The organism is Lacrimispora amygdalina (genome assembly GCF_900205965.1).
In the GTDB taxonomy this organism is placed as follows: Bacteria; Bacillota; Clostridia; order Lachnospirales; family Lachnospiraceae; genus Lacrimispora; species Lacrimispora amygdalina_A.
The window spans coordinates 227311-239571 of sequence record NZ_OAOF01000001.1 but is presented as its reverse complement, the minus strand read 5'-3'; the positions used below and the strand labels follow the sequence as shown (position 1 = coordinate 239571).

Below are 12261 nucleotides of genomic sequence, written 5' to 3'. Positions count from 1 at the left end.
TTTTTATCGGCTGCTCTTTTATTATTTATTTTTCATCACAAACCTGAAAGATATAGAACTTTAAATAGTAGGAGTTCTCATCTCCGCTCCAGAGAATCGGATGGTCTGCAGACTGGGTGCGGTATTCCACCTGCCGCAGGCGCTTATGGGCGCTTACAGCAGCTTCCCGTATGGTTTTCGTAAACAGTTCTGGATTCATGAAATGGGAGCAGGAGCAGGTTGCCAGATAGCCGCCGTCCTTAACAAGCTTTAATCCCCGGATATTGATCTCCCGGTATCCCTTTACTGCGTTCTTAACGGAGTTCCTGGATTTGGTGAATGCAGGAGGATCCAGGATGACTACATCGAATTTTTCTCCGTTTTTCTCAAGTTCAGGGAGGAGTTCAAAGACATCGGCGCAGCGGAAGGAAACCCTGTCTGAAAGGCCGTTTAGCTGCGCATTTTCCCTTGCCTGGGCAACACCCAGTTCGGAGGCATCAACACCAATCACTTCTTTTGCGCCTGCGATTCCAGCGTTTAAAGCGAAAGAGCCGGTGTGGGTGAAGCAGTCCAGGACCCGTTTGTCCCTGCATAAGCGTTTTATGGCAAGCCGGTTGTATTTCTGATCCAGAAAGAATCCGGTTTTCTGACCGTCTTCCACATCTACCAGATATTTGACATCGTTTTCCGTAATCTCTACCTTGGTGTCAAAGGGCTCGCCTATGAATCCCTTAAAACGTTCCATTCCCTCCTGCAGACGGACCTTGGCATCGCTTCGTTCATAGATCCCCCGGATTAGGATTCCGTCTTCTGCCAGTATGGATTTCAGCTTTTCTAATATCATGGGCTTCAAGCGGTCGATTCCAAGTGCAAGGGATTCCACTACCAGAACATCGGAAAACTTGTCCACAACGATTCCCGGAAGAAAATCGGCTTCTCCGAATATGATACGGCAGCTGCTGGTGTCCACGGTAGTTTTTCTGTATTCCCATGCATTGCGGACCCGCATTTCAATAAATTCCTCATTGATCTCCGCGTCTTTTTTCCGTGTCAGCATGCGGACTGTAATTTTTGAGTTGGTGTTTATAAAGCCACGACCCATACAGTAGCCATCAAAATCCTGGACTGTGATGATATCTCCGTTTACAAAATCTCCTGTAATTGCATCTATTTCATTATCGTAAATCCACATTCCGCCGGCTTTTAAGGAACGGCCTTCTCCCTTTTTGATTCTTACGACAGCTGTTTCCATATTCAGATACTCCTTTTTTTTATAATTGATGCTGCTTCAGCGCAGTCAGCAGCTGATATAAGGGTTTAAATAAAATAAGTGAAATGATGAAGTTCCCCATACCGTGAAGAATATCATATGGTATGCCTGCAGTCCACCAGACAAAGGCTGCAGTTAAGCCTCCGGTTAGTACTGCGGGCAGAGAGGAAAACAATCCAAACAGCATACCAAAGGTTCCAGCCAGCAGCGCAGCTGAGACAGGAGATGGGCAGTGTTTTTTGTAAAGCAGAAAAACGGAGGCGGGGACCAGTGCCCATACGTATAAGTAGGAAAACCACCACATACCTATTCCCCAGAACAGTCCTTCCAACAGAACAAACACGTACAGGATGATCCATACGTGTCTGCCAAATACCAGAGAGTATAAAATTAGAAACAAAGAGACCAGCTCCACATTTGGAAGCCAGGATAAGCTGACCTGACTGATAAACAAAAGTGCACATAAAAACGCATCAATTACCAGCCTTTTTGTGGTCATGGGGCGATGGGAAGTCATGAAGTGCCGCCTTTACCGCCAGCAGGGGTATATTGAAAGGTGTAGCGTTCCCCATCCTTAATTGCCTGCTGGCTTACGCCGTAGCTGCATGGTTCGCCGTCGCAAAGAATAGCCCAGTACGCACCGTCTGTTTTATAATCTGCCTGTCTGCCGTTAATGCTGGTCACCATTAAGCCCAGTTCTTCGGTTGTGGTTCCTTCAATTGTCAGATTGGGTATTGTTTTTAGAGCGTCTAATAAGTACCGCGCTTCTGTTGTTAACTGGTAGTGGTCCGTTCCCCCGTCTTCATATACCACGTCTACGGTGATATTCTTCGTTCCGGCCATGGGAACAGGTCTTGTCAGAGTATAGATGATTAACAGCAGTGTCAGAACTGCTATCGCTGCAAAGCCTCCCAAAAAGGGAGAGAGCCTTTTGAATCGATTCATGTTATGCTGACTTCCTTTTTCATTATTCAAATAGCACAGATTAGTATAGCATGGATGGGAGGACTGCCGCAAGATAAGAATTTCCATCTTTTCTTAAAAACTCCAATGATGTATAATAGACGGGTATTGCAGAAAAGAAGGTGGATAATGTATGGCTTTAAAAGAGAAGATGTTAAATGAAATAAAGGAATGCGAGAAGCTTCTGATCGGAATCGGAGAGGAATGGAACCGGGAGGAGGCCAAACAGGAAGACAGCCTGTATGAAAAACTGGGACAACTGATAAAGGATAAGGATTACTTTATTGTTACGACTCTTACAAATGGAGAACTGTTAAAGTCAGGTCTGGACCCTGAGCGCATGGTGGCACCCTGTGGCAACGTTACCTGGAGACAGTGTTCCAAATCCTGTACGAAGGATATCTGGGAACCGGGTGAGATTGCCGATGATATCTGTCCTCATTGCGGCGAGCCGCTGACCGGCAATACCATTCAGGCGGAGGATTATATTGAAGAGGGGTATCTTCCTCAGTGGAATGCCTATACCAGATGGCTGGCAGGAACGCTTAATAAAAAGCTTCTGATTCTGGAACTAGGAGTTGGATTTCAGACGCCGACGGTAATACGCTGGCCCTTTGAGAAAACCGTTTCTGTAAATAATAAGGCATTTATGTACCGGATTCATGGAAGTTTTGCACAGCTTTCGGAAGGGATACGAAAGAAGGCAGAATCCGTTTCTGTCAATTCCGTTAATTTCCTTCGTAGTTTTTCATAATGTTTTGCGTTGTACTGAAACAGGGACTGTGTTAGAATATTGAAAAAAGGCGAAAAAGAGGTGGCTGCCATGATTGCGATTATTGACTATGATGCCGGAAACTTAAAAAGTGTAGAAAAGGCCCTTGCTTCGTTAGGTGAAAATCCGGTGATAACCCGGGACAAGGAAACCATTCTTTCAGCGGACAAAGTGATTCTTCCAGGCGTGGGAGCATTTGGAGATGCCATGGAAAAGCTTTGTCAGTATGATCTGCCTGGAGTGATCCGTCAGGTGACGGAGAAGGGCACCCCTTTTTTAGGGATCTGCTTAGGGCTGCAGCTTTTATTCGATAGCAGTGAGGAATGTGAAGGAATGAAGGGACTTTCCATTCTTCCCGGCAGAATCGTTAAATTCCCGGACCAGCAGGGTCTTAAGGTTCCCCATATGGGCTGGAACAGTCTGACAATCAGGCCGGAAGCAAGACTTTTTAAGGGACTGGATTCCGGAGCATATGTTTATTTTGTCCATTCATATTATTTAGAAGCAGACAGGAAATCTGATGTTGCCGCTTCCTGTGAGTACGGTGTAACATTTGGTGCATCGGTGGAAAGAGGCAATCTGTTTGCATGCCAGTTCCATCCGGAAAAGAGCGGGGATACCGGTCTTACGATCCTGAAAAACTTCATTGAACTTACATAAAGGAGGAGCCGCATGCTTACGAAACGAATCATTCCATGTCTGGATGTACACAATGCGAGAGTGGTAAAGGGAGTTAATTTCGTCAATTTACAGGATGCTGGAGATCCGGTGGAAATCGCTGCAGCCTATGATAAAGCAGGAGCAGATGAGCTGGTGTTTCTGGATATCACGGCTTCCTCTGATAACCGGAATACAGTGGTTGATATGGTGCGCCGGGTTGCCCAAAAGGTCTTTATTCCGTTTACGGTGGGCGGAGGAATCCGTACCGTGGAGGATTTTAAGATGCTTCTGCGGGAAGGAGCGGATAAGATATCCATCAATTCCTCTGCAATTAATACGCCCAGACTGATTTCTGATGCTGCGGATAAGTTTGGACGCCAGTGTGTGGTGGTTGCCATTGATGCAAGAAGGCGGGCAGACGGAACCGGCTGGAATGTTTTTAAAAACGGAGGAAGGGTTGATACGGGACTGGATGCTGTGGAATGGGCCATGGAGGCGGATCGCTTAGGAGCCGGAGAGATTCTGCTTACCAGTATGGATTGTGACGGAACCAAGGCCGGCTATGATGATGAATTAAATGGGATCATAGCAGATTCGGTATCTGTTCCGGTCATTGCATCAGGCGGTGCGGGAACTATGGAGCATTTTTACAGTGCACTTACAAAAGGAAGGGCGGACGCAGCACTGGCAGCTTCTTTGTTTCATTACAAAGAACTGGAAATTATGGAGTTAAAACGGTACCTGGAAGAGAAAGGAGTACCGGTTCGGATTTAAAACCGGCTGGAACCGGCAAGATGCAAAGGAGGAAACATGGGAGCAATTGACAACGACTGGCTGGAACCCTTAAGCGGGGAGTTTAAGAAGCCATATTACAGGGATCTTTATCAGAAGGTGAAGAAAGAATACGAGACAACACAAGTCTTTCCGGACCCCAACGACATATTTAATGCCTTTCAGTTTACCCCCCTGTCCAAGGTTAAAGTGGTTATACTGGGGCAGGACCCTTATCATAATGTTGGTCAGGCCCACGGTCTGTGCTTTTCCGTAAAGCCTGATGTGGATATCCCGCCCTCTCTGGTAAATATCTATCAGGAATTAAAAGAAGATCTGGGATGTGAGATTCCAAACAACGGATACTTAAAAAAATGGGCAGATCAGGGAATCATGCTTCTAAATACTGTATTGACCGTCAGAGCCCATGCAGCCAATTCCCATCAGAGAATCGGCTGGGAGACATTTACGGATGCAGCGATTAAAATCTTAAATGAACAGGACCGGCCCATGGTCTTTCTCCTATGGGGACGTCCTGCGCAGAATAAGAAAGTAATGCTGACAAATCCAAAACACTTAATACTGGAAGCCCCCCACCCCAGCCCTTTATCCGCTTACAGAGGATTCTTTGGCTGCAGGCATTTCAGCAAAACAAATGCTTATCTGGAGGCTAATGGAATGACACCCATAGACTGGCAGATCGAAAATATTTAAAACAGAGGAATTAAGATGAATATTATTGAGATATTAAAAGTTATCGTCCTGGGAATTGTAGAAGGATTTTCAGAATGGCTGCCGATCAGCAGCACCGGACATATGATTCTGGTAGATGAGATCATTCATTTAAATCAGCCGGACAGTTATAAAAACATGTTTCTGGTTGTAATACAGCTGGGAGCCATACTTGCAGTAGTTGTATTATATTTTGACAGGTTAAACCCATTCTCCCCAAGGAAGAAGCCAGCCCAGCAGAAGGCAACCTTCATTTTGTGGAGTAAGATCATACTGGCATGCTTACCTGCGGCTGTTATTGGGATTTTAGTGGATGACATTCTGGATAAATATTTAATGAACGGTTATGTGGTAGCGGCGACATTAATTCTATATGGTGTACTCTTTATTATGATTGAGAACCGGAACCAGTACCGGAATTTTGAGGTTCAGAAGGTGGGGGAGATTTCTTACCAGACTGCTCTCTATATTGGTCTGTTTCAGCTCCTTTCCTTGATTCCGGGGACCTCCCGTTCCGGCTCCACCATTCTGGGAGCCATGATTCTCGGTTGTTCCAGGGCGGCATCTGCAGAATTCTCCTTCTTTCTTGGGATACCGGTTATGTTTGGAGCGAGCCTTTTAAAGATTGTTAAATTTGGATTTCATTTTACCGGAGCCCAGGTGTTTTATCTGATTCTGGGAATGGTAGTGGCATTTGCTGTTTCTGTATATGCCATTAAATTCCTTATGGGATATATCAGACAGCATGACTTTAAATTTTTTGGATATTACAGAATTGTACTTGGAGCAATTGTGTTAGTGTATTTTGGTATTTCCGCATTCCTTGGTTAAGTAAACCATAAAAAAGAGAGTTGTCTGCCGGCCATTCGCCGCGGTCAACTCTCTTTTGTGTGGTGGGTCATATAGGGGTCCTTTCCGGCGTCTACGGTTTAAAAAGCATTCCGATCCGCCCTTCAGCGGCAAGTTCATCAATGCCGTCAAAGTTAAATAATAAATTCCGATCCTGCGTTACCAGTCCTATCTTCATCTCATCATAGTCTTTTACATTAACCCTGGTCAAACCGTAATCAATATATATATCGCACATAAATGCATTAGCGGTATTAATAAGGAGTGCCAGCGGAATGGGAATGGTACGCAGCTGGATATCGACATTCATCGTCCGCATATCCATACCTCCTTCTCTTGTACACCGGTCTGTGCCGGTGAGGGCTTATGATATGTTATGTATTAAGGTAAATCTGGTAATATCATTTTACCTACTTTATTAGGAAATTACAAGGGTTAAATGAATTTTAAAATGCTCTGTCAAATAAAATGGTGGGCAATTTTTGAGTTTACGGGCTATGGACGAGCTCTGACCTCCCTGCATATGCAAAAGACGAAAAAGCTTTAAGCATTTTGATACATTGAGATATCTATTTGACCTCTCTTTGACCGGCGCGAGAAATTAGTATACCAAATGTTACATGTAGAGTGCTAATTATTACATGATGACACATTTTGTGATTTACAGGAGTATAATGTAATTATATGTCATTTAATCAAATCTAACAGGATAATATTTTTTGATACACTGCAGGAGGCAGCATCGTATTATGGGAAAGGTCAGGAGTGAAGGTATGGAAGAGATCAACAAGGATAACTATATCGATAAGGTTTTTCTGCAGCTTCAAAAGAGGTTAAAGAACATAGAGCTTGAAGCAGCAGACAGGGTGGCTGAATCAAATAAATTGAAATGGTTTCCGAGTATAGGTTTTGCACTTGAGGTTCCAGACGATTTTTTAGAAGCGGATAAAGAGAACTCCACTCTCATTTATTTTTCTGAAAATCGGCCCGATCTGGTTCTTGTACATTCGTCGGCCCATGCGGGTCTTACCTTCCAGACTGCAATTTTGGAAAATAAGACATACGCAATGGATCTGTATCATGAAAGGGAGCGAATATGCCAGATTTTAAGACAGACAGACGGAAAGAATGTATTCTATGATCAGGGAAACGTTACAGGAAATCTACCCGTGATATGGTTTGATTACAAAAGCTTTTCTGGGGATGAATGGATCTATAACATGATATTTTTGATTCTTTCAAGCGGAAAACTGGTTATTGGGAGCTTTAATTGCATATTTAATGATCACGAAAAATGGAGACCAGTAATCCTTAAAATGCTTAAGACAATACAAACAGAGGATGATAACGTGAAAGAGTATAATTAAAAAACAGAACCAATTAGGTTTTACGAAGTTGGAGATCTCAGGGTAAGCAGGAAGATCAATAAACATGGAGTGGATTAATGTCAGAAAAACTATTTGTATTTTTTTTCACAGTGTTTTTATATGGTTGTACATATCATAATAATAGCCGTTCTGGTAAAAAAGCTAAAGTCTCTCATAAATATATTAAACTTGTATTACCGCTATTAGGAAAACGAAGTGATTCCGAGGTAGATATTATATTGTTTTTGGAAGCTGGATATTTGATTATATCCTGTATTGCTTATTATACTGCAACTCTTATGGATTTAATATCTTATGAGATTGCAACAATGATATGGGTTTGCATGTTTATTGGGACTACGTTAGCTGCGGCGGGAGGAGAGATAATTAGAGAATCTCGTGATGGATCTACAATAATTATTACAATACTGGAATTATTATTTGGGATTTTATTTGTTTTAGCTGGTTCACTTGTTTCTATACTTACTGTAATCGGCAGATATGATATACTTTTAAAATATTTTCTAAGTTAAAAGAAGGTTATAGAACAAAGCAATCTGCTGAGTAATACATCAGACTGTTTTGATCTATACCTTCTATTAAATTACTTGAAATTTTAAAATTGTACTGGTAATCAGCAGCTCTCCGCAATCTCATAAAGCAGACGCTCGGATTCCTCCCACCCAAGGCATGGATCGGTGATGGACTTTCCATAACAACCATCGCCTACCTTCTGGCATCCAGGTTCAATGTAGCTTTCTATCATCAATCCTTTAACGAGGCTGCGGATCTCCGGCGCGTGCTTCCTGCTGTGAAGGACTTCTTTGGAGATACGGATCTGTTCCCGGTATTTTTTATTGGAGTTTGAATGGTTTGCATCCACAATGCAGGCAGGGTTTTGTAAACTGCGTCTGCTGTACATCTCATGAAGAAGGAATAAATCTTCAAAATGATAGTTAGGGATACACTGGCCATGCTTGTTGACCGCACCGCGCAGAATCGTATGAGCAAGGGGATTCCCGGAGCTTTTCACTTCCCAGCCGCGGTAGGTGAAGTCATGAGCCTGCTGGGCGGCAACTACAGAATTAAGCATGACCGAGATATCACCGCTGGTGGGGTTCTTCATACCAACTGCCACTTCGCAGCCGCTGGAAGTTAAGCGGTGCTGCTGGTTCTCCACGGAACGCGCACCGATGGCAATGTAGGACATGATATCGTCAAGGTAGGTTAAATTCTCCGGATACAGCATCTCGTCTGCTGTGGATAAACCGGTCTCTTCAAATACCTTCATGTGCATACGGCGGATGGCAATGAGACCTTCATGCATGTCCGGCTTTTTCTCCGGATCAGGCTGGTGAAGCATTCCTTTATAGCCTTCGCCTGTGGTTCTTGGCTTGTTTGTATAAATTCTGGGAACCAGGATCAGGCGGTCTTTTGTTTTCTCCTGAACCTTTACCAGACGATTAACATAATCACAGACAGAGTCCTCGTTATCGGCAGAGCAGGGACCAATAATAACCAGAAATTTGTCGCTGTTTCCTGTAAGTACGTCACGGATGGCCTGGTCTCTTTCTATCTTAAGGGCTTTTAAAGCGGCTGGAAGAGGAAAACGATCTTTGATTTCTTCCGGGCTGGGCAAATTGCTGACATATTGAAATCCCATAATATCCTCCTGTGTAATTGCAGTTTTATTTTTTGCAGTTGATTATATAACAGAACACGGGAAAAATCCAGTGTTCCTTGAAATTTGGTTAAGATTGGCTAAGTGCTACTCCATAAGTGTTCCTTTTTTTGAAAAAATGTTGTATGATAATATCGAATGAATTAAGGAAAGGTGTTAAAATATGGAAAAATATTGGAACTGGGGAGGAAATTATATTGGGGTAAAGCAACGGGATTATCTGGTTGCGTGTGATGGAACGGTTCTTGGGAAATTCTACGGCAGAGAGCTGTACGACAGGAACGGCAATTACATCGGAGAATTAGGAAGAAATGACAGACTGATTAAAAATAAAACAAAAGAAAACTTTCGGCGATTGGCATTCAGCCCTTATGTAAAGGGAACCATAACCGGTCCGGGCAAAAGCCTTGCGCCTTATCCCATGATCTCTGGATTTGAGGATTTTATGGTCTGAATTAGAAGGTCACAAAGGAGTACCTATGAAGGATTTAACAAAAGGCAGTCCTGGAAAGGTCATGCTTCAGTTTGCACTTCCTGTTGCAGCCGGTAATATTTTTCAGCTGTTTTACAGCCTTGCAGATACCCGGGTGGTTGGAAGTACCCTGGGAGAGAGTGCACTGGCAGCTGTGGGAGCCACAACCTCGATCAGCACTTTGTTTATTGGGTTTTTATCAGGACTGACCGGTGGCTTTGCCCTTCTTACGGCGAGAAGCTGCGGAGCCGGGGATGAAGAAAAGGTCAGGAGGTACTCAGCAGGCTGCCTGCTTCTTGGAACCCTGACTTCAGCTTTACTTACGCTGCTGTGTGTGTGGGGGCTGCCCTTCTTTTTAAGAGTTCTTAATGTGCCGGATGCTTTGATGCCTGCTGCTTCTGGCTATATCCGTATCATTCTGTTTGGAATGGTTATGATGATGCTGTATAATGCCTGTGCATCTATATTAAGAGCGCTGGGAGATACGGCAGCACCTTTGGCATTTTTGATTTTTTCCAGTATACTCAATGTATTTCTGGACCTTTTCTTTATCCTTGTCCTTCACAGAGGAGTGGAGGGAGCGGCTATTGCAACGGTATTGTCCCAGGCGCTGTCGGCGGTACTAAGCCTGGTGTATATGATAAAGCGGTATCCGGTTTTTCGGTTTCATATAAGGGATTTTAGGATAACAAAGGGAGAGGTTCTTCAGCTTTATTCTGCGGGAATATCCATGGCACTGATGATGTCACTGGTATTTTTCGGAACGCTTTCCCTGCAGAGTGCCATTAATCTCCTTGGAACAGATATCATAGTTGCCCATACCGCTGCCCGCAAGATCACGGAGTTTTTCATGCTCCCGTTTTCGGTGATGGGCGTTACTATGGCTAATTTCTGTGGCCAGAACATGGGAGCATGCAAGATTTCCAGAATCCATAAAGGAATTTCCCAGGCACTTGTGATTACAACCATCTGGTCCGTGGCAATGATAATTTTAAGCTATACCGCCGCGCCTGGTCTGGTGCATCTGGTGACAGGCACGTATGATCGTGAGATAGCTGGAACGGCTGCCCTTTACTTAAAGATTAATTCCGTGTTTTATTTTGTACCTGCAGCAATTTCCATCTTCAGAAATGCACTACAAGGATGCGGTGACCATAAAACGCCGGTTGTGTCAAGCTTTATCGAGCTGACAGGGAAGGTCGCCATTGCAGCATTTTTAGCACCGGTACTAAAATATATGGGAATTATCATAGCGGAACCTGTTGTCTGGGTTCTTATGGTAATTCCTTTGACATGTAAGATCAGAAAGCTATAGAAGTTTTTCAGAGAGAAGATTTTATGTATAGATTAGAGGTATAATATGGAGAGATATGTGGATCTTGATAAGATGCTTCAGTTCCGGGAGAAGAAAGTCAGAATCCAGGAGGAACTAAAGGACAAACATAAGGGGCTGGTTACGGTGGCACTTGCAATGAACATACCGGGGCCAGTCAAGACTTCCCCCGACATTTTACTTGCCTTTTCGGAAGGAACGAAAGCACTGGAACAGGTGGTTTCTGATTCGGGAATCGGCATCGAAGAGATGGCCGCTATATCAGAGAATGCAGGATATATAAAATTCTATGCTCTGAACTGTTTCGATCCTGTGCTGGTTAAAGAACTTGCGGTCAGGCTGGAAGAGACTCACCCGTTAGGACGGCTTTGGGACATTGATGTTTATGATGAAAATGGTATCAGTATGAGCAGAGAATCCCTTTCTGCACCTGTACGTAAATGCTTAATCTGCGGGCAGGATGCAAAAGGGTGCGCCAGAAACAGAACCCATTCGGTTGAGGAACTGATTCGTGAAATAAATAAAATGATCTTTGACTGGAAAACTCATCAGAGTAAATAAGGAGCATTTTAAATTCTATAGATGAATCATAATCTGAAGCTCCATCAGATAATCATATTTAGAGCAGGCAGGAAATTTCACCATGGGCGAGATTAAATATGCGGTTTCGTCTAAAACAATTCCTTTTACCTGGGCATATTTAGCCAGTTCGTTAAATGCAGTGATGGTGTTTTCTTCTGAATAAAGGAAGCTGCGTGTGATATAACGGCCTTCCCGAATGGTTTTTAACTCCATTCCAGGCAGCTTTTTCTCAGATAAAACACCAAATCCACGGACTTTCAAACCATCATCTGCTTGAAGATCTGATCGGGAAAACAAAAGACACATCGTGTTGGTCTCGGGCAGATCCTCATCTGCCCCATTTCTTGTTACATATTTATCTATATCATAAATAGAGATGTCCAGTTTGTGATAATACAAATTCCGGCTCATCTGGTATTTTTCGTATATCCCGATTTTACCGGGATATTTTTTTTGGTCTTCTATCTTTTCTATCAGATGCTCTGTCAGCTGCCGGGAGCTTTCTAAGGCAGCCATTCTGCTTTCCAGCTGCTGTTTATGGGACTTAAGCTGGGTTAATAACTGGTCTGGTTCTTTGTTCTCTTCCAACAGCTTTTTTACGCTTTCAAGCGGAATCCCAAGGGTTTTGTTTAAGTAACGGACTACGTCTATAATGAAAAACTGCTCATAGCTGTAGTAGCGGTATTTGGTTTCGGGTGATATATAACAGGGCTTTAAGAGTCCCATGTCATCATAATTACGCAAAGCCTTCGTTGAAATTTTAAGAAACCGTGCAACTTCCCCAATTGTATATAAGTTTGTCATTTTTTTCACACTCCGCTATTGACTTT

The 12261-nt window shown here is 43.4% G+C and carries 16 protein-coding genes; 10 read left to right on the top strand and 6 right to left on the bottom strand.

Features of this window, described 5'->3' with window-relative positions:
* Nucleotides 1-25: 25 nt before the first annotated feature.
* The 3 genes from CRO04_RS01100 to CRO04_RS01090 are packed head-to-tail and all read right to left on the bottom strand — an operon-like array spanning nucleotide 26 to nucleotide 2194.
* On the bottom strand, nucleotides 26-1231 hold the full coding sequence (locus CRO04_RS01100; protein ID WP_097002389.1) for a class I SAM-dependent rRNA methyltransferase: 1206 nt from the start codon (nucleotides 1229-1231) through the stop codon (nucleotides 26-28).
* 19 nt (nucleotides 1232-1250) lie between these two features.
* Nucleotides 1251-1766, bottom strand: coding sequence for a hypothetical protein (locus CRO04_RS01095; RefSeq protein WP_242974301.1), 516 nt, complete (start codon nucleotides 1764-1766; stop codon nucleotides 1251-1253).
* A complete protein-coding gene (locus CRO04_RS01090; protein ID WP_097002388.1) occupies nucleotides 1763-2194 on the bottom strand; it encodes a DUF4430 domain-containing protein in 432 nt (143 codons plus the stop codon). The genes CRO04_RS01095 and CRO04_RS01090 overlap by 4 nt, the downstream gene beginning before the upstream one ends.
* Nucleotides 2195-2345: 151 nt before the next feature.
* On the opposite strand from CRO04_RS01090, the gene CRO04_RS01085 reads away from it, so the two are divergent.
* The 5 genes from CRO04_RS01085 to CRO04_RS01065 all read left to right on the top strand — a co-directional run bounded on the left by CRO04_RS01085 (nucleotide 2346) and on the right by CRO04_RS01065 (nucleotide 5978).
* Complete coding sequence (locus tag CRO04_RS01085) at nucleotides 2346-2966, top strand: hypothetical protein (protein ID WP_097002387.1); 621 nt, start codon at nucleotides 2346-2348, stop codon at nucleotides 2964-2966.
* Between the two features lie 69 nt (nucleotides 2967-3035).
* On the top strand, nucleotides 3036-3644 hold the full coding sequence (gene hisH, locus CRO04_RS01080; RefSeq protein WP_097002386.1) for an imidazole glycerol phosphate synthase subunit HisH: 609 nt from the start codon (nucleotides 3036-3038) through the stop codon (nucleotides 3642-3644).
* Between the two features lie 12 nt (nucleotides 3645-3656).
* Nucleotides 3657-4418 (top strand): imidazole glycerol phosphate synthase subunit HisF, encoded by a 762-nt coding sequence (hisF, locus tag CRO04_RS01075; RefSeq protein WP_097002385.1) that lies wholly within the window; start codon nucleotides 3657-3659, stop codon nucleotides 4416-4418.
* A gap of 36 nt (nucleotides 4419-4454) precedes the next feature.
* Complete coding sequence (gene ung, locus CRO04_RS01070; protein WP_097002384.1) at nucleotides 4455-5129, top strand: uracil-DNA glycosylase; 675 nt, start codon at nucleotides 4455-4457, stop codon at nucleotides 5127-5129.
* A 15-nt stretch (nucleotides 5130-5144) separates the two neighbouring features.
* A complete protein-coding gene (locus CRO04_RS01065) occupies nucleotides 5145-5978 on the top strand; it encodes an undecaprenyl-diphosphate phosphatase (protein ID WP_097002383.1) in 834 nt (277 codons plus the stop codon).
* 91 nt (nucleotides 5979-6069) lie between these two features.
* On the opposite strand, the gene CRO04_RS01060 is transcribed toward CRO04_RS01065, so the two are convergent.
* A complete protein-coding gene (locus CRO04_RS01060; protein WP_097002382.1) occupies nucleotides 6070-6315 on the bottom strand; it encodes a hypothetical protein in 246 nt (81 codons plus the stop codon).
* 430 nt (nucleotides 6316-6745) lie between these two features.
* On the opposite strand from CRO04_RS01060, the gene CRO04_RS01055 reads away from it, so the two are divergent.
* Nucleotides 6746-7363: a hypothetical protein gene (locus CRO04_RS01055; RefSeq protein WP_097002381.1), complete on the top strand. Its 618-nt coding sequence runs from the start codon at nucleotides 6746-6748 to the stop codon at nucleotides 7361-7363.
* Between the two features lie 77 nt (nucleotides 7364-7440).
* Nucleotides 7441-7896, top strand: a complete 456-nt coding sequence (locus CRO04_RS01050) for a hypothetical protein (protein ID WP_097002380.1) — start codon at nucleotides 7441-7443, stop codon at nucleotides 7894-7896.
* 101 nt (nucleotides 7897-7997) lie between these two features.
* On the opposite strand, the gene CRO04_RS01045 is transcribed toward CRO04_RS01050, so the two are convergent.
* Nucleotides 7998-9026, bottom strand: coding sequence for a 3-deoxy-7-phosphoheptulonate synthase (locus CRO04_RS01045; RefSeq protein WP_097002379.1), 1029 nt, complete (start codon nucleotides 9024-9026; stop codon nucleotides 7998-8000).
* A 181-nt stretch (nucleotides 9027-9207) separates the two neighbouring features.
* Here CRO04_RS01045 and CRO04_RS01040 point away from each other — a divergent pair, with 181 nt between their 5' ends.
* The 3 genes from CRO04_RS01040 to citX are packed head-to-tail and all read left to right on the top strand — an operon-like array spanning nucleotide 9208 to nucleotide 11410.
* A complete protein-coding gene (locus tag CRO04_RS01040; protein WP_097002378.1) occupies nucleotides 9208-9498 on the top strand; it encodes a hypothetical protein in 291 nt (96 codons plus the stop codon).
* A 25-nt stretch (nucleotides 9499-9523) separates the two neighbouring features.
* The gene (locus CRO04_RS01035; protein ID WP_097002377.1) at nucleotides 9524-10831 is read left to right on the top strand and encodes an MATE family efflux transporter; all 1308 of its coding nucleotides are present in this window, start codon (nucleotides 9524-9526) and stop codon (nucleotides 10829-10831) included.
* 45 nt (nucleotides 10832-10876) lie between these two features.
* Nucleotides 10877-11410: a citrate lyase holo-[acyl-carrier protein] synthase gene (citX, locus tag CRO04_RS01030; protein ID WP_097002376.1), complete on the top strand. Its 534-nt coding sequence runs from the start codon at nucleotides 10877-10879 to the stop codon at nucleotides 11408-11410.
* A 15-nt stretch (nucleotides 11411-11425) separates the two neighbouring features.
* Here citX and CRO04_RS01025 read toward each other — a convergent pair whose 3' ends face one another.
* Nucleotides 11426-12235: a MerR family transcriptional regulator gene (locus CRO04_RS01025; RefSeq protein ID WP_097002375.1), complete on the bottom strand. Its 810-nt coding sequence runs from the start codon at nucleotides 12233-12235 to the stop codon at nucleotides 11426-11428.
* Nucleotides 12236-12261: the final 26 nt, after the last annotated feature.